The sequence below is a fragment of the Candidatus Phaeomarinobacter ectocarpi genome (genome assembly GCF_000689395.1).
GTDB classification, from domain to species: domain Bacteria; phylum Pseudomonadota; class Alphaproteobacteria; order CGMCC-115125; family CGMCC-115125; genus Pyruvatibacter; species Pyruvatibacter ectocarpi.
In genome coordinates, this window is the sequence record NZ_HG966617.1 from 1,273,876 (window position 1) to 1,297,638 (window position 23,763).

A 23,763-nucleotide genomic window follows, 5' to 3' on the forward strand; every position below is an offset into this window, starting at 1 on the left:
GACAAGCTGGAGCGTCGTCTGCAAGGAATCGAGACGGCGCTAAAGCATATCTAGAAGAGAACAAGGACTAGTATCTGCGCATCAGTCCAACGAGTTTGCCCTGAACCTTTACCCGGTCTGATGGAAAAATCCGCGTCTCATAGGCCGGATTGGCGGCCTCAAGAGCAATGGTATCACCCTTGCGGCGCAGGCGTTTGAGCGTTGCTTCGTGCTGATCAACCAGCGCCACGACAATTTCACCCGAGCTGGCGGTATCAGCGCGCTGAATGACAACAATGTCGCCATCAAAAATACCTGCATCAATCATCGAGTCACCCTTGACCTCCAAAGCATAGTGCTCGCCGGAGCCCAGCAAGCTTGCAGGAACACCTACATGGTTGGAGTCGTCCTGAAGCGCTTCGATTGGCGTACCAGCCGCAATTCGTCCAACAAGCGGAAGCGTCAGCGCATCTCCACCTTCTGGAACTGAATGGTGATTGTCTGGAAGGGGGGCTGGTTCAGACAGACTGCCTTGAATGACGCTCGGCGAGAAACCGCGCTTGGCAGGTGTTGATTGTGGGGCAGCTGACTCAGGAAGTTTTACAACCTCCAGGGCGCGGGCTCGATGAGGCATCCGCCGGATGAAGCCGCGTTCTTCTAGGGCCGTAATAAGGCGATGAATGCCCGATTTGGACCTTAGATCCAGCGCTTCTTTCATTTCATCAAAAGAAGGCGAAACACCTGTTTCGCGAATCCGCTCATGTATGAATGTCAAAAGCTCGTGCTGTTTCCGCGTCAGCATGACTGAACCCCTTCCCGCAATTCTTGCGTGACTGCGCAGCACGTACCCTCCGAGTGGGGAAGGTTCAGCCACACAATCTGTATACAGCGCGCAGGCCCGCATGCCAGCGCATCCAAGTTGCGGTTTCGTTCCAGAACCAAATCAAATCAGAACAAAACCGAAACGGTCTAAATGTTCTATTTTGGTTCTCAATTTCCGTCAAGCGCAAAAAGGGCAGATCGCGGGGTGGTAGGTCGGGTCAGTCCTCGACACGTTCAAAGGTTCCGGACTTGCCACCGGACTTTTTTAGCAGCCGGACATTGCCAATTGTCATGGTCTTGTCGACCGCCTTGAGCATGTCATAGAGCGTCAGACTTGCGACGGTTGCCGCCATAAGCGCTTCCATTTCGACGCCGGTTTGCCCGCTTGTGCGGGCCGTTGCCTTAACGTCAACGGCCAGTTCATCAGGTCGTGTTTCCAGCGTGACTGCGACTTTGGAGAGAGGGAGCGGGTGGCACAACGGAATTAGGTCGCTGGTTTTTTTTGCGGCCATGATGCCGGCAATGCGCGCAGCCGCCATAACGTCACCCTTCGGAGATGCATCGCTTGTCAAAGCCTCAAATGCTTCTGCCGACATCGTGATGCGGCTGCCGGCCACAGCTTCGCGTTCTGTAACCGCCTTGCCGGATACATCGACCATGACCGCGTTGCCCTGGTCGTCCAGATGGGTAAGGGCATCCTTGGTCATTTGATTTCCCGACGCATGATGCAGCGATGAGTGAGTCCGATGTCGGCTTCGTGGTTCTTTACCAGATGCAGACCGGGCGACAGCTCGTCATCATCAAGCGAGTGGAAGCCAACACGCTCATAGAACGGCCCGTTCCATGCCACATCGGTGAAAGTTGAAAGAGTGACAGCGTCAAGCCCTCGCAATTTTGATTCAGCACAGACTTTCTCAATCAGTGCTTTTCCCAATCCCTTGCCGCCGTGTTCAGGCACTATTGCCAACTCGTAGAGATGCAATGCCCGGTCCAGAACACCGCAGATGGCAAACCCAATGGGTGTGTCGGTGGCATCTACCATCAAGAAGCAGAGATTCTGGTTGATGTGCGCGCGGAACAACTGGGGAGAGCCAGCTTCGTGCCCGTCCACCTCGGGGTGGTTCGAGTCTAAAAAGAGTACTCCTGCGCGGTCTTCAATATCCGGCAGTTGAGGCGCTTCAGCCGAATGGGCCTGCCGGATGGCATAACCTTCTGGGAGGGGCTTGTGAGCTATGGATCTTATCCTTTCAAAAGAGAACGAGTTGCAGCAGCCACGTCAGCCTGTCGCATGAGACTTTCGCCGACCAGGTATGTCCGCACGCCAGCGTCAGCAAGGCGCAAAATATCTCCGTGGTTTGCAATACCGCTTTCGCCCACAACAATCCTGTCACCTGTGACTTTCGGTGCCAGCTCCTCGGTTGTCGCTAGCGTCGTTTCAAACGTACGCAGATTCCGATTGTTGATTCCGATCATCCGGCAGTCGAGCTTTAGTCCGCGGGCCAGTTCGTCGGCGTCATGCACTTCAACCAAAGCGTCCATACCATGGTCACGCGCCGCAGCGGCAAGGTCAGCCGCCTCGGCATCCGTCGTGCAGGCCATGATGATGAGAATGCAGTCCGCCCCCATCGCGCGTGATTCAGCTACCTGATAAGGCTCGAACATGAAATCCTTACGCAACACTGGTAGGGAGCAGGCATCGCGCGCTGCGATCAGATAGTCCGGCTTGCCCTGAAAAGATGGCGCATCCGTAAGAACGGACAGGCACGTTGCGCCTCCGTCTTCGTAAGCCTTGGCATGGGCCGGCGGGTCAAAATCGGTGCGGATGAGACCTTTTGAGGGGCTTGCTTTTTTGATCTCGGCAATCAGCCCGTAGCCGGATGACTGCGCGGTCTCAAGCGCTTTGGAGAACGGACGCACTGCCGGAGCATCTGCCGCCTGCTTCTCAAGCTCAGCCATTGGCATCGCTTGCTTTGCCGCAGCAATTTCCTCGCGCTTATACGCCGCAATCTGGGAAAGGATGTCCATGCTCACTCTGCCTGATTGCTTGATGTGACAAGGGCATCAAGCGCGGCCTTGGCCTTGCCGTTATCAATGGCTGCTTCTGCCAGTTTGGAACCAATCTGAAGTGTTTCAGCCTTGCCGGAAACCTTGAGTGCCGCGGCAGCGTTGAGAACAACAATGTCACGATAAGCACCGGACTGACCGTCCAGAAGAGCACGCAATGCTTCAGCATTCTCGCTTTCGTCACCACCCACAAGCGCCTTGGGGTCTGCGCGCGTCAGGCCAACATCTTCCGGGGTCACTTCATAATTGCGCACGACGCCGTCGGACAATTCGCTGACATAGCTCACGCCAGTTGTTGTGAGTTCATCCAGACCATCAGAACCATGGGCAATGATGGCGTGAGTGGCTCCAAGGTTCTGCAGTACGTGGGCCAAAGGCTCACACCATTCGCGCGCAAACACGCCGACAAGCTGCCGTTTGGTGCCCGCAGGGTTGGATAGAGGGCCGAGCAGATTAAGGATCGTTCTTGTACCCAATTCAGCCCGCACAGGGCCCACATGCTTCATGGCGGCATGATGCTGCGGAGCAAACATGAAGCCCAGGCCAGCGGTCTCAATACACCGCGCAATGGCATCCGGACCAAGCTCCAGTTTCACGCCAAGAGCACGCAAAACATCCGCTGAGCCGGATTTCGACGTCAGAGCCTTGTTGCCGTGCTTGGCCACCTTGACCCCTGCGCCGGCAGCTACGAAGGCTACAGCGGTGGAAATATTGTAGGTGCCCGAAGCGTCACCGCCAGTGCCGCAGGTATCAATGGCATCCGCCGGCGCGGGCACATGCAGCGCCATTTCGCGCATGACACCAGCCGCGCCGGTGATTTCGTCCACCGTTTCGCCGCGCACGCGCAGCGCCATCAGAAAGGCACCAATTTGCGCCGGTGAAGCTTCGCCGGACATGATTAATTCAAAAGCCGATTTTGCATGGGCAGCGTCAAGTGCCTTGCCGGCGCCCACATGGGCCAGAATGGTTTTGAAGTCGCTCATGCTGGTTCCGTTTCCCGCGCCTCATTGAATTGCGCAGCGATATCGAGAAAGTTTTTCAAAAGGGCGTGACCGTGTTCGGAGGCGATGCTCTCTGGATGGAACTGCACACCATGGACCGTCTGAGTCTTGTGCTGTAGGCCCATGATGATGCCGTCATCGGTTTCCGCAGTGATCTCCAGTTCATCCGGCAGCGTGTCACGGTCCACGAGCAATGAGTGATAGCGCGTTGCTTCGAAATCACTATTGAGGCCCTTGAACAGACCCTTGCCTGTGTGGTGCACCTTGCTCATCTTGCCGTGCATCAAGGTCGGTGCGCGCACAACCTTGCCACCAAACACCTGGCCGATGGTCTGGTGGCCGAGGCATACGCCCATGAGGGGTACCTTGCCTGCGGCTTTTTCAGTGAGTTCCAGACAGATGCCAGCCTTGTCCGGGTCGCACGGGCCCGGTGACAGAACGATAGCTTCCGGCTCCATGGCCAGCGCCTCGTCGGCGGTGATCTTGTCATTGCGGACCACGCGCACGTCGGCACCAAGCTCGCCGAGGAAGTGGACGAGGTTATAGGTGAAGCTGTCGTAGTTATCGATGAGTAGCAGCATCGCCTAAATGTCCCAAGAAGAGTGTAAGCCCGCGAAAAACATGAGGGCGACATATAGGGGCCATCCAGCCATTTAGGCAAGAAAACCGGACCGCTGGCGCTGCACCTCTGCCGCGCTTTTCCGCATGGAAACTGGCGACCGGACACATATCCCCAGCTTTCTGCGGTTTTTGGCCATTCAGCGCGTTTACCACCACAACATATAGTGTTAATAAGTGGTTAAGGCGCATAATGTGCCGCAAATCGGGCAGGAGCGCAGGTGGCGCAGGCAAAACCAATCGGCAACCGCTTCCGGCACGCATTCAGCGTACCAGCGAAGCTGCGTGCGCCCTTGGCCTTTGCGTCCGGAATGGCGTTGGGCATGACACTGCTTGCAGCATCTTTTTACGCGCCGCGTCTGGATGTCACGTTCTGGTTGACGCCTCGCGATTTGCCTGGCGACTACGTGGTCGCTGTGAGCAACCCGGACGTGGTTCCTGTGAAAATTGCTGATGGGAAGCGCGCGTTGACGGATGCGCCTCCCAGGATGGTGTTCTCTCAGATTATGCTTCCGGCGGAAGTCCCGCCGCTGGAGGTGGCAGCCGGTAAGACGGGCCTCGTGCCGTTTGCATCAGCGCCGATCGACGCGGGTCTTGCACGCGACAATCGTCCTGCCATTGCGTTGATGATCGACGATCTGGGGGTTGTGCCAGATCGCTCAGCGCACGCGCTGCGTCTCCCGACCGAGGTCACGCTCAGCTTCCTCCCTTACGGGCCGGTATCGCGCCCATTGGCGCAGGCCGCCGCTGCAAAGGGGCATGAGATTTTCCTCCACGTACCTATGGAGCCTCGTGGCCAGGCCAATCCAGGCCCAAATGCCTTGATGACAAAGGATAGCGATCGTCAGTTACGTGCCAAACTGGACAAGCAGATCGCTGACCTTGCGGACGCTGCGCCGCTTGCTGGCATCAACAATCACATGGGCAGCCGCGCAACGGCTGACCGTCGGGTGATGGATGAAGTCATGCGCGGTGCCGCTGAACGCGGCCTGGTGTTTGTCGATTCAATCACCACAAGAAACAGCAAGGCACGCGTCGCTGCTGCAACCTACGACGTGCCGTTCATTGCCCGCGATGTGTTTCTGGATCACGGCGAGGGAGAGGACTTCCTGCTGGCGCAGCTCGATGAGCTGGAACGCCAGGCCCGCACGCGTGGCATCGCTGTGGCAATTGCCCACCCGCATTCGACCTCCCTTGAGATACTGGACGTTTGGGTGAGGGGGCTTGAAGCAAAGGGCTTGCGGCTCGTGACCATCCGTGAGGCCATCGACATGCAAAGCCGACGCTCACAGCTTGCGATGGCTCAATAGTTTTTACTGACCACGCCCGACAGAACTTGCGTAGCGGATGGCTTCTTCCGCAGCTTTGAAAAGTGCCTTGGCCTTATTCACGCTTTCCATGCGCTCGGCCTCTGGGTCGCTGTCGGCAACGACCCCGCCGCCAGCTTGCACATAAAGCGTGTTGTCCTTGACGACACCGGTGCGCAGCACGATGCATGTGTCCATATCGCCACCGGCTGAGAAGTAACCCACGCAGCCTGCATAGAGGCCGCGCTTTTCTTTTTCCAGCTCGTCGATGATTTCCATCGCCCGCACTTTCGGTGCACCGGAGACAGTTCCGGCTGGGAAGCCCGCGACAAGAGCAGAGATCGCGTCATAGCTTGGGTCAAGCTTTCCGATGACGTTGGAAACAATGTGCATCACCTGGCTGTAGCGCTCGATGGTGTAGCTGGCAGTCACCTCCACCGTGCCGATCTTCGCCACGCGACCCACATCATTACGGCCCAGATCGAGCAGCATCAGATGTTCCGCGCGCTCCTTCGGGTCGGCCAGCAACTCAACTTCCAGCGCCAGATCTTCTTCAGGGGTTGCGCCGCGAGGGCGCGTCCCGGCGATCGGGCGGATGGTGACTTCGTCCCCGGCTACCTTGACCATGATTTCCGGTGACGACCCGGCGACAGCAAAATCCTCAAAGTCGAGGAAATAGAGATAGGGCGACGGGTTTGTGCGGCGCAAAGCGCGGTAAAGCGCAAAAGGTGGCAGATCGAAAGGTACGGAGAACCGCTGGCTTGGAACCACCTGGAAGATATCGCCCGCTGCAATGTATTCCTTGGCGGTGTTCACCATCTGGTGATACTCCGCAGGCTGAGTATTAGAAGTGGGTTCCGGCAGTGCCGCCACATCAACAAACGCGTTGGCCGTGTGGGGAAGGGGCTTGTCCAATGCATCAACGATGGCTGACAGCCGTTCTTCCGCCCGGGTCATGGCGACCTTGGCGGAGATGTCTTCCGTCGGGCGGACTGGTGTCACCAGCGAGATTTCATCACGCACGCTGTCAAAGACGGCAATTACCGTAGGTCGCGCCATGATCGAGTCCGGCAGGCCAAGAGCATCTGGATTCCGGTCCGGCAGATGTTCCATCAGCCGTACCATATCGTAGCCCAGATAGCCGAACACGCCCGCCGACATGGGCGGTAGGCCGTGCGGGAGGTCGATAGCGGACTCTGCCAGAAGGTCCCGCAGCGCATCGAGCGTGCCGACGTCGCACGGCTCATAGGCGGTACGGTCTGTCAGCGCCTTGCGATTGATTTCCGCAGCATTGCCTGTGGCGCGAAAAAGAATGTCCGGGTCAACGCCGATGATGGAATAACGCCCGCGCACAGCCCCGTCTTCAACGCTCTCCAGCAGGAACGAGTTGAAACGGCCGTCCATGAGCTTGAGCATGGCGGAGACTGGCGTTTCAAGATCAGCCACAAGCTTGGTCCACACCACTTGTGCGGTCCCCGCTTTGTAGGCGTGCTCAAAGGCGGAAAACTCTGGTTCGACGATCATGGCAGTTGTGAAGGGGGTATGGGGCCGATAGAGCCTAGTACCCGCCTCCCTGGTTAATTCCTTCGCCGCCGATGACATAGTCAATGGCGGCCTGATTGATTTCAACGCCAAGGTCAGCGCGAATGGCATTGATGTACTGCACCATCAGATCGTCGGCAAATCCGGCCGACAGACGCTCCCGAAACCCATCAAAGGCATCGTCGGCTTCCAAGGCATCACCGGAGGTCACTTCGGTTACTTGCATAACCAAAACGCTGTTGCCAAAACCCACAGGCCCGTAAGTAGCTTCACCCTCGCCAATGCTGAAAAGGTTATTGATGGCGATGCGCGAAAAGGTTTCGTTTGTCATGCCGCGCCGCAGCTCCGGCGTCTCGATGGGCGCTTTGCCATGGTCAGACGCAACCTGTGCAATCGTCTCGCCCGCATTGATGCGTGCCGACAGATCAGCCGCAAGCCGCAGAAGGCTTGCCTCGCGTTCTTCTTCCCGCCAGGTGTCCACAACTCTTTCACGTACTTCCTCCAAGGGAGGCGTGCGCGCTTCAGCAATGTCTGTGACTTCAACCCAGAAGAATGACCCGTCGGCCAGTTCTCCCATGGGCGATTCCTCGCCGACGGCTGCTTCATAGGCAGCAGCGAGAATAGCTTCATCAGCTGGGAGTTCAGAGACACGCTGTCCATTGCGTCCCAAACCGGCTTGAGTCACTTCGGGAACATTGGTTGCCGTCATGCCCAGCACTGACACGGCAGAGTCAAGAGGATCACCGCCTGCGCGTGCGTCCTCGACTTGATTTGCAAGGTCGAACAATTCGTCATAGGCCCGATTGGCTGCAAGATCGTCGCGCAGCTGTTGGCGCACATCTTCGAAGTTGCTTTCTACAGCAGGGATGATCTGTCCCACGCGGATCAGCAGGAAACCAAGCGGACCTTCGACCGGTTCGCTGACTTTACCTTCATCCAGCGAAAACGCGGCCTCTGCTATGGTTGTGTCAAAAATCTCTGCGCGCGTAAGCGTGCCCAACTGGTAGTCCGCGGGCGTGAGCTCTGCATCAGCAGCCAGACCGGCAAACGTCTTGCCTTCATTCATGCTGTCGCGCGCGGCCTGAGCTTCTTCAAGCGTGGGGTAGGAAATCTGCTCAATGGTTCGGCGCTCAACCTGATCGAACTCGGCTTTGCGAAGTGAGTATTCGTCGCGCAACGCTTCTTCAGGAATTTCAATGCTCTGAGCCACAGTGTCGGGCGTCATCAGCACGTAAGAGAAACTGCGGTACTCAGGCTCGCGGAAGAGGCCTTGACCGCGCACTTCATAGAAGTTGGTCAACTCTTCGTCTGTTGGTTGTCCTGGAGCATCCACTGTATCGGGAGTGAGCACGACATACTTGGCTTTGCGACGCTCATTCAGCACCGCGTACATGCGCTGGGCAAATCCAGTAGAAACCTCAACATCAGCGCTGATGGATTCGATCAGCTGTTGGCGCGCAATGAATCGTTTGCGGTCATCAATCAGGAATGCTTCGGAAATACCATTGCTGAATAGCGTCTGCTGGAAGGTATTTGCATCAAACTGGCCGGTTGGACCCTGAAAGGCCGGGTCATTGCGAATATCCTCAATGACAAGGTCCTCTCCAGCGGCCAAACCAAGATTGCGTGCGGTCACATCAAGCGCGGTTCTTCCCACCATCTGTTCAAGAACCCGACGGTCGAACCCAAGTGTCTGGCCCTCATTCAGGCTCAACTGACGGCCAAAGCTCTGGGAACGCTGGTTCAGATCGCGCCGGTATTCAAACAGGAACAACCCGCCATCAATCTCTTCGTCGCCAACTGTCGCCACGGTGCGATCAACAGACCCTGTAAAGATGTCATTGATGCCCCAAACCGCGAAGCTCAGCACCAATAGGCCGATGAATATCTGGGCGACAAACCCGGAAGCATTTTTGCGCAGTTTTTCGAGCATGGCGTGAGGTCAGTACTTTTTGCTTGGAGGATAACGGGTGAGGCCGATTACAGCGGCAAATCAGGCACGTATCGTTGCCCATAGCATAAACGCTGCAACTGCAGCGCATTTTATGTGTCCCAGGGTCCCGGCGGCAAGGAAATCAAATAGAATTTGGCCAAGTAACGTGCCGTTGTTGGACATGGCGGTCGGCAGGGGAAGCTGGCCACGCACCATGTGTTGTTTTTGTGCTGGTGCTCTCCAAACGGGTTTGCTATCCGCTCCACCAAGATTTGTCCGCAGAACTGGAAACCAGCCAAATGACCAATCGTCGTCCCATCGTTGCCGGAAACTGGAAGATGAATGGCCTGCGAGGGTCAAAGGCGGAAATAGAAGCCCTCATTGCCGCATTGTCAGCGCGGCCCGCCAATGCCTGTGACGTGGTGATCGCGCCACCCTTTACGTTGGTTGCGGATTTCTCTTCCACATGCGCGAGCTCACCGGTTGAGATTGCCGGGCAGGACTGCTCGGCCCTCGCCCCCGGCGCACATACGGGTGATGTTGCAGCCTCAATGCTGGCTGACGCCGGTGCCACCGCTGTGATTGTAGGCCACTCAGAGCGGCGGCAGGACCATCGTGAAACCGATGAAGACGTTAACGCAAAAGCGCTGGCGGCATATGAGGCCGGCCTCACTACAATCATTTGCGTGGGCGAAACGGAGCCTGAGAGGGATCGCGGTGCCACACTGGACGTGGTGAACGGTCAGTTGGCCGGTTCGTTGCCAGATTCGGCAGATTCATCAAACACCGTGGTTGCTTACGAGCCGGTATGGGCCATCGGTACCGGACGTACGCCAACAGCGGATGATGTAGCAAAAGTCCACGCCACCATGCGTGAGACTTTGGTGGCCCGCTTCGGTGATGAGGTTGGAAACGGTTTTCGGCTGCTATACGGCGGCTCTGTAAAGCCCGCAAATGCGGCGGAACTTATGGGTGTCGCTGATGTTGACGGTGCACTCGTAGGCGGTGCCAGTCTCAAGGCAGTCGACTTTGACGGGATAATTGACGCCTATCGCTAGTTGTGGTGCCCGCCACTGGAAAAACGCGGCACTGGCGTTCCGCGCTGCCTTGGCGTAAAACCCGCCGCGTGGGTGCTTTGAGTGCCCTAATCCTCTGACATTTATGAGAATTGCCTGCCGCTATGGAAAATATCCTGCTTGTCATACACACCCTGGTTGCCATTGCTCTGGTGGGCGTTGTGCTGCTTCAGCGTTCTGAAGGCGGCGCACTGGGTATTGGCGGCGGTGGCGGTGGCGCCGGCGGAGGTATGTTCTCCAGCCGAACCGCGGCCAACCTGCTCACGCGGGCCACAGGCATTCTTGCTGTCATCTTTTTTCTGTCTTCAATCGCCCTGACCGTCATTCACACAAATGACCGCAACCCGGGCTCAATTGTGGACCGTATTACGCCGGTTGCACCGCTGAACACCGAAGCAGATGGCGCAACTGAGCCGGATCTGGGGGTCGCACCGCCGACAGCCGGGCCCGTCGATGAAGAGCCTGCTGTCCCACGGCCTGAATAAAGCTTCATTTTTGGCACTAGCCCGCGGCATTTGCGCCTGCGGGGCCAATAAACCTGTCTGATCACCCATTGAGTGCTTCATGCACTCAGCGACTCGGGATAACTTCAACGCCCATGGCGCGGTACATTTTCATTACCGGTGGCGTGGTGTCCTCCCTCGGAAAGGGTCTTGCATCAGCGGCGTTGGGCGCATTGCTCCAGGCGCGCGGGTATTCCGTGCGCCTTCGCAAGCTCGACCCGTATCTGAATGTAGACCCTGGCACCATGAGCCCCATTCAACACGGCGAAGTTTTCGTTACCGACGATGGTGCGGAGACGGACCTGGACCTGGGTCACTATGAGCGGTTTACAGGCGTTCACGCCTCACGCTTTGACAATGTGACCGCAGGCAAGATTTATCAGACGATCCTCCAGAAAGAACGCCGTGGCGACTATCTGGGCGGCACCGTGCAGGTGATCCCGCATGTGACGGACGCCATCAAGGCATTCGTGCTGCATGGCAATGACGATGTTGACTTTGTGCTGTGTGAGATCGGCGGCACCGTGGGTGACATCGAAGGCTTGCCGTTCTTTGAGGCCATTCGGCAGTTGGGCAACGACTTGCCCATCAACGACGCGGTTTTCATTCATCTGACCCTGATGCCCTGGATTGCATCAGCAGGGGAAATGAAGACAAAGCCCACGCAGCACTCTGTCCGTGAATTACGCGCTATTGGCATTCAGCCGGACATTCTGCTGTGCCGCGCTGACCGGCCCATCCCGATCGACCAGCGCCGCAAGTTGGGTCTTTTCTGTAATGTTCGACCCTCAAGTGTCATTGAGGCGCGCGACGTTGATACAATCTACGATGTACCTGCCGCCTATCACGCGGAGGGACTCGATACGGAAGTGCTGGCGCATTTTGGCATATCCGATGCACCCGACCCAGGTCTTGAGACCTGGAACGAGATCACCAACCGCGTGCGGCATCCCGATGGTGAAGTTAAAATTGCTGTTGTTGGCAAGTACACCGGTCTCAAGGACGCATACAAATCGCTGACTGAGGCGCTGACCCATGGTGGCATCGCCAACAAGGTGCATGTCGAGGTTGAGTGGATCGACTCTGAAATCTTCGAAAAGGAAGATCCCGCTCCATATCTGGATGGCGTCAACGCGATCCTCGTGCCCGGTGCGTTTGGTGAGCGCGGAGCGGAAGGCAAAATTGCTGCTGCCAAATTCGCTCGCGAGCGCGAAGTGCCCTATTTCGGCATTTGCTTTGGGATGCAGATGGCGGTGGTAGAAGCAGCGCGCAACATGGCCAACATGCCTGCTGCATCTTCTTCGGAGTTTGGTCCGTGCAATGAGCCTGTCGTTGGCCTGATGACCGAGTGGCTTAAGGACGGCGAACTTCAGCAGCGGGCAGACAATGGAAATCTCGGCGGAACCATGCGGCTGGGTGCGTATGAGGCCAAGCTGAAAGACGGGACCCGCATCGCGGAGATTTATGGGGCCACTGATATTGCCGAGCGCCATAGGCACCGCTACGAGGTCAACATGACCTATCGCGAACCACTGGAAGCGGCAGGAATGACATTTTCAGGTGCATCCCCAGACGGCCTGTTGCCTGAAACAATCGAAATTCCGGCGCATCCTTGGTTCATCGGGGTCCAGTACCACCCGGAACTCAAATCCAAGCCATTTGATCCGCACCCGCTTTTCGCGAGCTTTGTCGGGGCAGCTCTGGCTCAGAGCCGACTGGTCTAAAGACCTCAGTATCATTGCAGGTTTCGCGCGCCAACTGGCCCCCGAGCCGGGAAATGTGCAATATGCGCCCCAGGCGCGGCGGTAGGCTGTGGCTCCAATTTTACAGGTGAGATTTCCATATGGACGTGGTCGAGATTGCGGCGGGTGACGGCAAGAAGGTTGTATTCGGCAACGACAAGCCCTTGTCGATCATCGCGGGTCCATGCGCCATGGAGAGCCGTGACCACGCGCTCGAAATGGCGACTGCGCTGAAAGAAATCACGACAAAGCTTGGAATGGGGCTCGTCTACAAGTCGTCCTTCGATAAGGCAAACCGCACCTCTGCCAATAGTCCTCGTGGGCTGGGACTGGAGCTGGCATTGCCGATTTTTGCCGAGGTGAAGGAATCGCTAGGCATCCCGGTGCTGACCGATGTGCATACGGCCGAACAATGCGCGCCTGTCGCTGAAGTGGTTGACGTATTGCAGATCCCAGCCTTCCTCTGCCGCCAGACCGACATGTTGATCGCCGCTGCAGAAACCGGTGCAGTTGTGAACGTCAAGAAGGGGCAGTTCCTGGCACCTTGGGACATGAAGAACGTCATCGAAAAAGTACGTGGCGCGGGAAACCCCAATGTGATGGTAACCGAACGTGGGGCCAGCTTTGGCTACAACACCCTGGTCTCTGACATGCGCGCATTGCCTGAACTTGCAAAAACGCGCGCGCCGGTGATTTTTGACGCCACTCATTCAGTACAGCAACCCGGTGGGCAAGGCACAACCTCGGGTGGCCAGCGCGAATTCGTATCTGTGCTTGCGCGTGCTGCTGTAGCGGTCGGCGTGGCAGGTGTCTTTATGGAAACACATCAGGACCCGGATTCAGCGCCGTCTGATGGACCCAACATGGTGCATCTGAAAGACATGCCTGCGTTGCTTGAGCGGCTGCAAGGCTTTGACGGGCTGGCCAAGGCTGCCTGATTTCGCCGAAACAATTCCTTCCCCGACCTTGTCTGCCAAGCTATGTCGCCAACAGCACTGTGCGTTTAATGCGGCTCTAGTTTTGGCGCGCACCCCGAATACGAAACCGCTGCCGGGCTCGTTTGCAGGACCTTGGCTGAGCGGGGCATTCACACAAAACCATATGCACTTTTGAATGTGCGCGGCTGATTCGATCCGCTGATCGTTGAAGAGGGTGTAGGTGCCCTGTTGGACCATGCGACCAGATATCGGGCACCAGCGCCGAAATCGTAGCCCAGATAGCGACGTTTTTGTGACGCAATGTGGGTATTGCCCTGACGCCGCAAATCACTAATCCTGCGTCCAAGGGGAGCAACTTAAGCGGGCAGTCGCTCGTGCAGGTTAGGGGTGTCGGCTTCATGAATGTGAACCCGCAACTAGGTCACGAGTTTGATACACGGCAGCCAATGCCGGAACCAACTTTTTCCTATGCCTCGCCGGATGATCCGCGCCTCAAGCAGATCATCATCAAGTTGATCGAGCGCCTGACCGGCCAACCGCGTCTCAAACGCATGTATCTCGACAATCGAGCGAATCCGGTTGAGGGCGAGACCTTTTTTGCGGCGGCTATTCGCTACCTGAAACTGCGGGTGGATTTCGATATGGCCCGCTTGCACGAGGTGCCCAAAGACGGCCCTTTGGTCGTCGTTGCCAATCATCCCTTCGGCGTTATTGATGGACTTGTGGTCAGCCATCTTGCATCGATGGTGCGCGGCGAATTCAAGATTCTGACCAACGCAGTTCTGAATCAAGCACCGGAAATTGAGGGCTATTTGTTGCCGGTTGATTTCGATGAAACACCTGAAGCCCTGGCAACGAACATCCGTACCCGGAAAATATCCCGTGATCTGCTAAAGGCCGGAGGCACGATTATCGTATTTCCCGGCGGCACCGTTTCAACGTCCCCGCGACCATTCGGCCGCGCAGTTGATCCCGTATGGCAGCCCTTTACAGCTCAACTCGTGCAGCGGTCGAAGGCCACCGTCGTACCAGTCTTTTTTGAAGGTCAGAACGGCAGGCTGTTTCAGGTTGCCAGCCACTTCAGTCGCACACTGCGGCTGTCTCTCCTCTTTCGCGAAGTTCGGGAGAGCATTGGCAGCCGTGTGCCGGTTCGTATCGGTCGGCCTATCCGATATGCTGAGCTTGCGCATCTGACGGATCGTCACGAGTTTGCCGAAGAGTTGCGCCAACGCACATATGCCCTTGGATCAGCGCCCATGCCCCAAGGGACGTACAGCGGCCTGACCATCGGGGAAAAGCTTAAGGCCAAACGATTGGCCCGTCAGCGCTAACCGCGCCCACGATAGGCAGGCACACCCTGATCCGGCAGCCAGACGCCCTGCGGCACATCACCTGTTTGCCAGAAAACATCAATCGGGATGCCGCCGCGTGGATACCAATATCCACCGATCCGCAACCATTTAGGCTTCAGCAAATCGGCCAAACGCTTGGCAATGGCAATAGTGCAGTCTTCGTGAAATGCACCATGATTTCGAAAACTGCCTAGATACAGTTTCAGCGACTTGCTCTCGACCAGCCATTCGCCAGGCACATAGTCGATGACGATGTGCGCAAAATCCGGTTGGCCGGTGACGGGGCAAAGGGAAGTGAACTCGGGTGCTGTAAACCGGGCCACATAGTCCGTACCTGGATGGGGGTTGGCCACGCGTTCGAGGTCTGCCTCCTCTGGAGATGCAGGAAGGGCGGTTTGTTGGCCAAGCTGCGTAGCGCCGGGTACATCACTCATGATTTCTGTTTCCCGTGTCGTGAGCCTTCATAGATGCAGGCTTCCCCACAACTGTCGCGGTGTATCTCGATGCGCGCCAGCTCAGGTAGCGGTGCTGCCAGGCGCGTCCAGAGCCAAAGCGTGATGTTTTCCAGTGTCGGCGCCTCAAGCCCCTCGATCTCATTGAGAAACCGATGGTCCAGTTCTTCTTGTGCCTGGCCCAGGATATTTTCAACTTCGCCAAAATCTCGGATCAGGCCGGTGTCTTCGGCGGGCATGCCATCCAGAGCAACAATCACGCGGAACGAGTGACCATGCAGACGCCGGTTGGGGTGTCCCTCTTCTGCATGCGGCAGAAAGTGAGCCGCGTCGAAGGTGAATTGTTTTGTAATGCGCATGGCGGAGAAATCAGGCCTTACGGAATGCCGATGTATTTGTGTGACTGCAGGGACAAACGCCATTTGGGGTGTGAAAGGCAATAGGAAACCGCAAGTTGCGTGTTTTTATCGCGGGCGGGGCTATCCATCGGTTGCAGATAAAAGTGCTGAAAATCATGAGTTTCAAAGCGTTCCGGCTGAGCTTCCGCCTCAGATTGGGGGTAGACCAGTTTGAGTTCCTGGCCGGAGGTAAGAACCAGAGGCGCATTGGCCTTAGGGCTGACGCAAATCCAGTCGATGCCGCCGGTCTTGCCTTCAGGTGCTTCTAGTGTGCCATTCGTTTCAACAGCGATTTCAAATCCAGCTGTGTGAAGGGCGTCGATCAGCGGACCATCAAGCTGTAGCAACGGCTCGCCACCCGTACATACCACCAAGCGCCCCGCAGGGCCGCCCTGCCATTTGGACGTGACGGCGGCTGCTAGATCATCTGGTGTTGAAAACTTGCCACCGCCGTCGCCATCCGTGCCGACAAATTCCGTGTCGCAGAAGGTGCAGACGGCATCGGCCCGGTCTTCTTCGCGGCCTGTCCACAGATTGCAGCCAGCGAACCGCAAGAAGACAGCCGCACGCCCAGCCTGGCCGCCTTCGCCTTGGAGGGTCGGGAACATCTCTTTGACGGAGTAGGTCACAGGATATGTGCCTTCCATGTATCCCAGCCCGCGGCGCGCAACTCGCACGCCGGGCAGGTGCCGCAACCCTTGCCCCACGGATGGGACGTTTGACGGTCGCCCAGATAGCAGGTGTGGGTGTCGTCGCGGATGATGTGCGTCAGCGTATCGCCGCCCAGTGCGTGCGCCATCGCCCACGTCTGCGCCTTGTCGATCCACATCAAGGGCGTCTCGATCACGAAGGCGCGGTCCATGCCCAGATTGAGAGACGCCTGAAGCGACTTGAGGGTCGTGTCGCGGCAGTCCGGATAGCCGGAATAGTCCGTTTCGCACATGCCGCCCACCAGCACCGTCAAACCGCGCCTGAAGGCGATGGCAGCGGCATAGGTGAAGAATAGGAGATTGCGGCCGGGCACGAAGGTCGACGGCAGGCCTTCTTCCGTGAAAGCGATTTCCGCGTCACGGGTAAGCGATGTTTCCGAGATGCGGCCCAAATCCGTGAGGTCCAGCATGTGGTCGTCGCCGAGCTTGGCCGCCCAGTCCGGGTAGGCGGCGCGGATCTTGTCGAGAACCACTTCGCGCTGTTCAAGCTCGATGACGTGACGCTGCCCATAGTCAAAGCCGATGGTTTCTACCTGAGCATAGCGGTCCAGCGCCCAGGCGAGCGTTGTTGTGGAGTCCTGGCCGCCGGAAAAGAGGACAAGCGCGCCGGTTTTGCCGAGTGAGGATGAAGCATTGGTCATGGGCAGTTTGAAGCGCGGCAAGGCGTGGCCGTCAAGGTCTTGTGAACAAGGCCGATATGCCTCGGGCCGGTTGGATGCCTAGATAGGTATGTTGATCCACAGATAACCGCCATAGGCATCAAAGCCCGCGACACCCAGACCTTCATATTTGCCCGAAATGGCGAAGTTGATGCCACTTTCGGTTTTGAGGATCGTCCCCGCTTCGACAACCGCACGCAGCTCGTCATCGCCATAGCGGACGCCGCCAAGCGTCACGCTGTCCGCCGGGTTGAAATCCCAAATCGCCGCCACGGCAACCCGTGGCTCGAGCGTGGCACCATTGCCAATGTCAAAAATCCGCGCGATTTCAGGACCGGCCCTCAGTCGGCCGATGCTGACAGTCTGGGCTGCGATCTGTGCGCCGGAGGACACGGTGTAGGCATCGAGCTTTTCCCGGATGTACTCAACTGAGACTTCCGGTGTGATGCGATAAGACCCTGCGTGGAAATTGCCGGACAGTTGACCTGTGACCAGCCACCGTTCCGTCGAGACATTGCCGGTGACGCCGGCGGCGTTGACGTCCGTGTCTGACAGCCCCCAGGCCGCGCGAACGTCTACGAACAGTTCCGGCGTCAGGCGCGCGGACAGATATGGACCGGCCATCCAGCCGATACCTTCTACGCGTGTGTTGGCACTGTTGATGTCATCCACCATCCAGTCGACCTGTCCCATCAACCCGGCGATGATCCATGGTGTGAGATGAATGTCCGCGCCAGCATATACTACCGCAAAATGGCCGTCCCGGTCGCCACGGTCCGTGAAGCGGGTGTAGTGCCCCTCCGTCCAGACATCGACGCAGCTCAGGCGCGATGCGCCAGCGTCATCCGCACCACAGCCTTCCGTCACGTCATCAGACCGGTAGGAATACGCTCGGAGCGTCGCGTCACGCGCGGACATGCCCGCAAGCGAAGACCCATCATTCGTGGAGGCAACCTGGAACGGCTGCTGCGTGTTGATGGGTGACGGAGGCGTTGCCCGGCTTTGCTGCCCATTGGCCGCGCGGGTCAGCGTGTCCGCAGTTTGCGACGTGTCCGCGTCATCCCCCCACAGGGCTTGCAGCCGTTTGCGGATATAGCGGGGGCGATCCGGACGTTCCTCCAGAATTCGCCGCGCGCGCTCTATGGCAAATGTCTTCGTCGCCGCGGCCGCCACGCTTGCCGGTTGCGTAGGTACTGATGACGCAGCGCCCGGTGTGCAGGAGGCCAAGATACGCAAAGTGCCTTCTGCCGAAGAAAAGGGGAGTGTGGTGAAAACAAGTGGAACGTTGGTCCCGTCCCCGGGGGGATCATACGAGACATTGCGTGTGAAAAAGACACCCAACGCCAGACCCCCGCCACCAAATGTGAGCGTCTCGGAGAATATTGTCGCCCCGTCGATATCGATGGTGCCTGTTACGGTTCCGTTGGCACCGGAACTGTATACGACAGTGAAAGAGATCACGTCGCCGTCGTTGAGCGTGGTGATCGTATTGTTTTCTGAAATGATGGCTGAATTGGACGCTCGGACGAAAACGTGGCCGTCGAGGGCCGCGCAGTCTGCAAAAGTGGTGTTTGCATAGGCAGGTGGGGCGGTCACAAGCACCAGAAAACCAGCCACAGCACTTGCTGCGGCTGCCCATACGCGCAGCACAGTCGTCAAAAACGTCACGCACAGCCCCCCGGCCCCTTCCCCAAGTTCTGCGGGGCCACGTCAGTCCCTATTGGAGCGCGACAGAGCGGCGGCGTCTCGGATGAGATTTACTTTTGGTTAACGCTGTTTGGGGCGGGCCTGCTTGAGATGCTTCAGCTTTAGATCTCGGCTGCCTGGCCCGATTCCATTGGCCAGCGTGTTGCTTCCAGACAGGGTTGAATGCCGCAAGCTTGCATCCACCGCTGCTGCCCCGGCATTTGCGACAGCATGGCTTTGCCTTCCGGCGTGAGCGAGACGGCAACCATGGTGCAATACATGAAGATGTCTGCCAGCGAGAAACTGCCCCCGGCGAGGTAGGGGGCCTCCCGCAGTCGGTCTTCCACCACCTGCAGGTAATACTGAATGGCGGGCAGAGCATCGCGGATCAGGTCTTCGCGCGGTTCGCGCCCCATCATCGGCACGACGATGCGCGGGAGAACCAGACGTTCCTCGGTCAGCGGAAACACATAATGGTCCGTCACCGCCATCCATTGCCGCATGCGGGCACGCTCCAGTGGATCGGACGGCTGCAACCGACCCTCATTGTAGACGTCATCGATGTACGGGCAGATCGCAGCGCTCTCATACATCGCGATCGTCTGCCCGTTGTCAGTGATTTCGACGGCGGGCGTCTTCATGAACGGGTGGCGTGCGCGGTGCTCAGGGGCCTTTGAGTCCGTGGGAATGGTCTCGTAGGCAAGTCCGGCTTCTTCGGCAACGGTCGCGACAATGCGGCCATAGGTCGAAATCTGGGCGACGTAGATCTTCAGCATCAGTCTGCTGCCACGGCGGGTCCGATGGGGGCGGTACTTGCAACGAGCCTTATATCGTCGTCGCTCATGCGGTCGATGCCTTGGGCGTAGTTCAACGCATTTTGGTGGTAGAAACGCGCATTGAACAGATTGGCCTCACCATTGTCGCGGGTGCCCACTTGTTTGGCCGGGACACCGGCAATGATCGAGTTGTCCGGAAACTCCTGGCCTTCGCGCACAATGGTGTGCCCGGCGACGATGGAGTTGGCACCGATTTTTGCTCCGTCCATGATCGTGGCATTAATGCCGATAAGACATCTGTCGCCGATCTCGCAGCCATGCAGTGTCGCATGATGCGTAATGGAGCAGTCCTCGCCTACAATGGTCGGCGTCCCATTGCCCACATGCACCATGACAAAATCCTGGATGTTGGTGCGGGCACCGATCCGGATTTCAAACATCTCCGCCCGCATCACAACCTGCGGCCAGATGCTGGCACCGGAGCCTATGTGGACTTTGCCGTAAAGGGTGACGGTGTCGTGGATATAGGCTGGATCATCAAGTGTGACGCTGGAACCAATATGTGGCATGCGGACTATCTCTGTTCAGGTTGTTTGAGGACTGAGCTGTCGGGCAGCCCAGATCGCCAGAGTGGCGGGAACGATGACGCCAGCAAAGTCTGATGCCGTAATGATGTCAAACGGCAGGCCACGGTTGATGAAGATGCCGAAATGATAGAGTGCGTGAAACGCGAACCACAAGCCACCTGCCAATGCCAGTCTCTGGTCATGGCGCAGGGCACCCCACAGAAGGATCAATCCCCCGGCCAGGTAGGCAAGAGATACATCGCGCATGAAATGCAAGGAGAACGGCCCCATCATCGCAACGCCGGGCGTATTGTCATAAAACATCTGCGGCAGGAACCAGATATAGCCTGAGATGATGATGGCGTATCCGGCAAGGATAAATAGGAGAGTACGGGCCATTGTAGAGTGTCCTTCTGCTTGGGCGCGGCACTAGCTGGATCATCCAGCGGTGTTTTATGCCGCGCCGGTGCCAATGCAGCTGAAACGGTCAGAGCCAAAGCGGCACAACCTCTCCATATGACGTCGTAGGTAAGCATGCCGTGACGGATTGAACGCTAGAGACCTGCAATTTTCAGCAGTTCAGCGATAAAGGCGTCATCGCTACGCGGTTCAAGCGCGCCATTGAGGTGCAGGGAAACCCCTCCATGCAGCAGCATCCAGATGCGCATCACGGCACGGCGGTTGTCATCGCTTGAGGCGTGCTCATCGCCAAACATTGCCAGCGAGAGACCAATAAGCCGCTGCACTTGCGTGCCCAGAGCATTGCCCGCAAACATCGATGCATTCCGCTGTGCCATCATCACTTCATAGAGATGCGGCCGCGCAACGGCGAAATCAGCATAGGCTTTGACATAGTCCCGGGGTGTTTTGGTCTTTGCCACAGCATCAGCCAGTGCGCCGAACCCAAACGCACCGACAGCAACAAGCAGGGCGTCACGATCCTGGAAGTGATTGTAGAGAGACCGGTGGGCAATGCCGATGTCACCTGCAACCTGCCGAAGGCTCAGCTTGGCAGAGCCGCCAGCTTCAACCCGCGTTACCGCGGCAGCAAGCGCTTCCGCCGCCACATTGCCATGGCGATAGGTCTTGCGTTTCGCAGCTGTGTCTGCAGTCGCTGACTTGGGAGTGGATCCGGTGGGCTTGGAAGGAGCGGGCATGCCTGCCTGTTTAGGTCTTTTTGACGTGCCACGCGACCGTCATCTGTGCCACCTGGTCACCATCCGTATTTGTGAGGTCTACGGCGACATCGAATGCCACTTTACCGTCCGTATTCAGTTTCTCGAGAAGTTCGGTACTCGGCAGCAGGGTCCTTGAGTGGGCAGTGATCATCCCCTTGGCAACCTTGGTATAGGCGATCTCTGCCTTACCCGCGATGGGGCGAACCTCGAGGATGACAGGCGCAAAAGCACCAGCCATGGCCGCACCCGAAGCTGCTTCGCCGAGCGTAAACAGCGCACCTGCATGTTGACTACCAATGTGATTGATACTGGTTTCTGTCTGCGGCATCCGGGCGGTGCCTTGCCCGTCGGCAACCTCCGTGATCTCGACACCGGTATGAGTGGCGAAGGGCACGTTGAACCCGTCCTTGATGACCTGAAACATGTCCATGGCTGACTCTCCTTTAAAACATCCAGTGGATGCATATGCGGCGTGTGCGTTGTTGGTCAAGGTCAAAAAAACTTAGGCAATTTGCTAATTGTTCTTGCGCCGAGCCGTCAGCGCTCTTAACTTAGGCATATGCCTAACCAACAGATACAGACCGATCCGTCGCTGGATGGCGTGTTTCACGCGCTGTCTGATTCAACCCGCCGCGCTGTGCTGGCCCGTCTGAGTACCGGCCCTGCCAGTGTCAGCGAACTGGCGCAGCCTTTTGAGATGGCTCTGCCGTCCTTCATGCAGCACCTCAAGGTGCTTGAAGGTTCAGGACTGGTGAGCACACAAAAGCAGGGCAGGGTCCGGACTTGTGAAATGGAGCCGCAAGCCCTTTCAACCGCTCAAGACTGGATCGTGGAGCAAAAAGCACTTTGGGAAGGTCGATTGGACCGTCTGGAATCCTACCTGGATGGTCTGCAAGCATCTACCAACAAGGAGGACTGACCATGCAGCCCAATATCGTATCTCGAGACGAATGGCTCGACGCCCGGAAGGCCCTGCTGGCGAAGGAACGCGAGGTAACACACCTGCGCGACGAGGTTGCCGCACAACGACGCGCGCTGCCATGGGTAAAAGTCGAGACACCGTACGTGTTTCAATCCACGTCGGGCCCGGTGACGCTGGCAGACCTGTTTGACGGGCGCAGCCAGCTACTCGTGCAGCACTTCATGCTGACACCTGGCAAGGATCACATCTGCCCTGGCTGTTCGTTGATGGCGGATCACGTTCCCGGTGCAAGCATGCATTTCAAAAATGCTGACCTGAGTTTCGTTGCAATATCGCGCGCGCCCATTGAACAGATAGAAGCAGCCCGCGCGCGCATGGGCTGGGATTTTCCATGGGTGTCCTCCGGCGGCACCAGCTTCAACTACGATTTCGGCGTATCGTTCACGCCTGAGCAGATCGCCGAGGGCAAGCCGCTCTACAATTTCGGCACCACCGGCTATCTCGACGAAGATGTGCACGGCACCAGCGTCTTCGCCAAGGACGCAGCCGGCGATGTATTCCACACCTATTCAACCTATGCTCGTGGAGACGAAGCTTTCATCGGCGCGTTCTCGTTCCTTGATCTTGTGCCCAAGGGCCGCAACGAAGAGGGCACCATGAGCTGGGTGCGACTGCATGATGAGTATGAGGATGCGGGTCCCAAGGGCGACGACTGCTGCGGGTAGTCGTTTTTCCTCCCATGGTCTGGCCTCATCCTAAACGCGGGGGTAAAACCCGGCGTGCAAGGAGGCCGTGATGAAGGATTTTGGGCCGGAGACATTCGGCGAGTTGAACGCCGAGGGATATGACGTTTTTCATGATCCCGGCACGACCGAGATTTCCGTTGAGCGGATCGCCGAGGTGGCGCGCTCCGGCAGGATCCTGGAACTCGCAATAGGCACGGGGCGCATCGCGCTACCGCTGCTCAACAAGGGCTTTGAGGTTGCCGGCATCGAAGGCTCGCCACTCATGGTCGACAAGCTGCGTGAAAAGCCCGGCGGTGATCGGATTGATGTGGTGATCGGGGATTTCGCGGACGTAGAAATCGATGGCACCTACGATCATGTCTGCCTCGTCTTCAATACCCTTTTCAACCTGCCGTCTCAGGACGCACAGATCCGCTGCTTTATGAACACCGCAAAACGGTTGAAGTCGGGCGGCACCTTCCTGGTCGAAACCTTTGTTCCCGACCTGAGTGCCTTCAAGGACCACCAGCGGGTCTCGACGCGCAAGCTCGGCCGGGGCTTCGTTGTCATCGAAGCCGGGGTTCACGACCCTGTGCGCCAGACATTCGAATTCCAGCGTATCCATTTTTCGGACGCAGGCACGCGGTTAGTGCCCTTGCCGATGCGCTACGCCTTCCCGCCGGAGATGGACCTGATGGCACAACTGGCGGGTCTGAAGTTGCGTGACCGCTGGGGTGGCTGGAACAAGGAACCATTCACGGCGGACAGCAGGATGCATGTCTCGGTCTATGAGAAACCGGCGGTCTAGCGGCCA

Annotated in this window: 27 protein-coding genes; 9 read left to right on the plus strand and 18 right to left on the minus strand. The window is 57.7% G+C overall.

Annotation, left to right across the window (positions count from 1 at the left end):
* Positions 1-67: 67 nt before the first annotated feature.
* The 6 genes from lexA to BN1012_RS06005 all read right to left on the minus strand — a co-directional run bounded on the left by lexA (position 68) and on the right by BN1012_RS06005 (position 4,447).
* A complete protein-coding gene (gene lexA, locus BN1012_RS05980) occupies positions 68-781 on the minus strand; it encodes a transcriptional repressor LexA (RefSeq protein ID WP_043948921.1) in 714 nt (237 codons plus the stop codon).
* Positions 782-1,019: 238 nt separating this feature from the next.
* Positions 1,020-1,508: a cyclic pyranopterin monophosphate synthase MoaC gene (gene moaC / locus BN1012_RS05985; RefSeq protein WP_043948922.1), complete on the minus strand. Its 489-nt coding sequence runs from the start codon at positions 1,506-1,508 to the stop codon at positions 1,020-1,022.
* The gene (locus tag BN1012_RS05990; RefSeq protein ID WP_052534687.1) at positions 1,505-1,912 is read right to left on the minus strand and encodes a GNAT family N-acetyltransferase; all 408 of its coding nucleotides are present in this window, start codon (positions 1,910-1,912) and stop codon (positions 1,505-1,507) included. The genes moaC and BN1012_RS05990 overlap by 4 nt, the downstream gene beginning before the upstream one ends.
* A gap of 128 nt (positions 1,913-2,040) precedes the next feature.
* A complete protein-coding gene (trpC, locus tag BN1012_RS05995) occupies positions 2,041-2,826 on the minus strand; it encodes an indole-3-glycerol phosphate synthase TrpC (protein ID WP_043948923.1) in 786 nt (261 codons plus the stop codon).
* 2 nt (positions 2,827-2,828) lie between these two features.
* Entirely contained in the window at positions 2,829-3,848 is a 1,020-nt protein-coding gene (gene trpD, locus BN1012_RS06000) for an anthranilate phosphoribosyltransferase (protein ID WP_043948924.1), read from the minus strand.
* A complete protein-coding gene (locus BN1012_RS06005) occupies positions 3,845-4,447 on the minus strand; it encodes an anthranilate synthase component II (protein ID WP_043948925.1) in 603 nt (200 codons plus the stop codon). Before BN1012_RS06005 ends, trpD begins: the two co-directional genes overlap by 4 nt.
* 258 nt (positions 4,448-4,705) lie before the next feature.
* On the opposite strand from BN1012_RS06005, the gene BN1012_RS16725 reads away from it, so the two are divergent.
* Entirely contained in the window at positions 4,706-5,794 is a 1,089-nt protein-coding gene (locus BN1012_RS16725; protein ID WP_052534688.1) for a divergent polysaccharide deacetylase family protein, read from the plus strand.
* A gap of 3 nt (positions 5,795-5,797) precedes the next feature.
* Here the strand turns inward: BN1012_RS16725 and trpE are convergent, their stop codons facing one another.
* Complete coding sequence (gene trpE, locus BN1012_RS06015) at positions 5,798-7,315, minus strand: anthranilate synthase component I (protein ID WP_043948926.1); 1,518 nt, start codon at positions 7,313-7,315, stop codon at positions 5,798-5,800.
* Between the two features lie 34 nt (positions 7,316-7,349).
* Positions 7,350-9,266: a SurA N-terminal domain-containing protein gene (locus BN1012_RS06020; protein ID WP_043948927.1), complete on the minus strand. Its 1,917-nt coding sequence runs from the start codon at positions 9,264-9,266 to the stop codon at positions 7,350-7,352.
* A gap of 299 nt (positions 9,267-9,565) precedes the next feature.
* On the opposite strand from BN1012_RS06020, the gene tpiA reads away from it, so the two are divergent.
* The 5 genes from tpiA (at position 9,566) to BN1012_RS06045 (ending at position 14,856) form a co-directional block, all read left to right on the plus strand.
* Entirely contained in the window at positions 9,566-10,324 is a 759-nt protein-coding gene (gene tpiA / locus BN1012_RS06025; RefSeq protein ID WP_043948928.1) for a triose-phosphate isomerase, read from the plus strand.
* 122 nt (positions 10,325-10,446) lie between these two features.
* Entirely contained in the window at positions 10,447-10,827 is a 381-nt protein-coding gene (gene secG / locus BN1012_RS06030) for a preprotein translocase subunit SecG (protein WP_043948929.1), read from the plus strand.
* Between the two features lie 113 nt (positions 10,828-10,940).
* Complete coding sequence (locus BN1012_RS06035; RefSeq protein ID WP_043948930.1) at positions 10,941-12,569, plus strand: CTP synthase; 1,629 nt, start codon at positions 10,941-10,943, stop codon at positions 12,567-12,569.
* Between the two features lie 119 nt (positions 12,570-12,688).
* The gene (gene kdsA / locus BN1012_RS06040) at positions 12,689-13,525 is read left to right on the plus strand and encodes a 3-deoxy-8-phosphooctulonate synthase (protein WP_043948931.1); all 837 of its coding nucleotides are present in this window, start codon (positions 12,689-12,691) and stop codon (positions 13,523-13,525) included.
* A gap of 374 nt (positions 13,526-13,899) precedes the next feature.
* Entirely contained in the window at positions 13,900-14,856 is a 957-nt protein-coding gene (locus BN1012_RS06045) for a lysophospholipid acyltransferase family protein (protein ID WP_145973429.1), read from the plus strand.
* Here BN1012_RS06045 and queF read toward each other — a convergent pair.
* The 10 genes from queF to BN1012_RS06095 all read right to left on the minus strand — a co-directional run bounded on the left by queF (position 14,853) and on the right by BN1012_RS06095 (position 21,732).
* Positions 14,853-15,311: a preQ(1) synthase gene (queF, locus tag BN1012_RS06050; RefSeq protein ID WP_043948933.1), complete on the minus strand. Its 459-nt coding sequence runs from the start codon at positions 15,309-15,311 to the stop codon at positions 14,853-14,855. The genes BN1012_RS06045 and queF overlap by 4 nt on opposite strands.
* Complete coding sequence (locus tag BN1012_RS06055) at positions 15,308-15,688, minus strand: 6-pyruvoyl trahydropterin synthase family protein (RefSeq protein WP_043948934.1); 381 nt, start codon at positions 15,686-15,688, stop codon at positions 15,308-15,310. Before BN1012_RS06055 ends, queF begins: the two co-directional genes overlap by 4 nt.
* A 17-nt stretch (positions 15,689-15,705) precedes the next feature.
* Positions 15,706-16,356: a 7-carboxy-7-deazaguanine synthase gene (queE, locus tag BN1012_RS06060; RefSeq protein ID WP_043950709.1), complete on the minus strand. Its 651-nt coding sequence runs from the start codon at positions 16,354-16,356 to the stop codon at positions 15,706-15,708.
* Complete coding sequence (gene queC / locus BN1012_RS06065) at positions 16,353-17,078, minus strand: 7-cyano-7-deazaguanine synthase QueC (protein WP_043948935.1); 726 nt, start codon at positions 17,076-17,078, stop codon at positions 16,353-16,355. The genes queE and queC overlap by 4 nt, the downstream gene beginning before the upstream one ends.
* Positions 17,079-17,156: 78 nt before the next feature.
* Entirely contained in the window at positions 17,157-18,764 is a 1,608-nt protein-coding gene (locus BN1012_RS06070) for an autotransporter outer membrane beta-barrel domain-containing protein (protein WP_043948936.1), read from the minus strand.
* A gap of 140 nt (positions 18,765-18,904) precedes the next feature.
* The gene (locus BN1012_RS06075; protein WP_043948937.1) at positions 18,905-19,558 is read right to left on the minus strand and encodes a glutathione S-transferase family protein; all 654 of its coding nucleotides are present in this window, start codon (positions 19,556-19,558) and stop codon (positions 18,905-18,907) included.
* Positions 19,558-20,127, minus strand: coding sequence for a gamma carbonic anhydrase family protein (locus BN1012_RS06080; RefSeq protein WP_043948938.1), 570 nt, complete (start codon positions 20,125-20,127; stop codon positions 19,558-19,560). Before BN1012_RS06080 ends, BN1012_RS06075 begins: the two co-directional genes overlap by 1 nt.
* Before the next feature lie 15 nt (positions 20,128-20,142).
* Positions 20,143-20,523, minus strand: coding sequence for a hypothetical protein (locus BN1012_RS16730; protein ID WP_052534689.1), 381 nt, complete (start codon positions 20,521-20,523; stop codon positions 20,143-20,145).
* Positions 20,524-20,678: 155 nt separating this feature from the next.
* A complete protein-coding gene (locus BN1012_RS06090; protein ID WP_043948939.1) occupies positions 20,679-21,281 on the minus strand; it encodes a TetR/AcrR family transcriptional regulator in 603 nt (200 codons plus the stop codon).
* Positions 21,282-21,291: 10 nt separating this feature from the next.
* Positions 21,292-21,732 (minus strand): DUF4442 domain-containing protein, encoded by a 441-nt coding sequence (locus tag BN1012_RS06095; protein ID WP_043948940.1) that lies wholly within the window; start codon positions 21,730-21,732, stop codon positions 21,292-21,294.
* Between the two features lie 129 nt (positions 21,733-21,861).
* Between BN1012_RS06095 and BN1012_RS06100 the strand changes: the two genes are divergently transcribed.
* The 3 genes from BN1012_RS06100 to BN1012_RS06110 all read left to right on the plus strand — a co-directional run bounded on the left by BN1012_RS06100 (position 21,862) and on the right by BN1012_RS06110 (position 23,757).
* Entirely contained in the window at positions 21,862-22,221 is a 360-nt protein-coding gene (locus tag BN1012_RS06100; RefSeq protein ID WP_043948941.1) for an ArsR/SmtB family transcription factor, read from the plus strand.
* Between the two features lie 2 nt (positions 22,222-22,223).
* Positions 22,224-22,949, plus strand: coding sequence for a DUF899 domain-containing protein (locus BN1012_RS06105; RefSeq protein WP_043948942.1), 726 nt, complete (start codon positions 22,224-22,226; stop codon positions 22,947-22,949).
* A gap of 70 nt (positions 22,950-23,019) precedes the next feature.
* Entirely contained in the window at positions 23,020-23,757 is a 738-nt protein-coding gene (locus BN1012_RS06110) for a class I SAM-dependent methyltransferase (protein WP_052534692.1), read from the plus strand.
* Positions 23,758-23,763 lie beyond the last annotated feature (6 nt).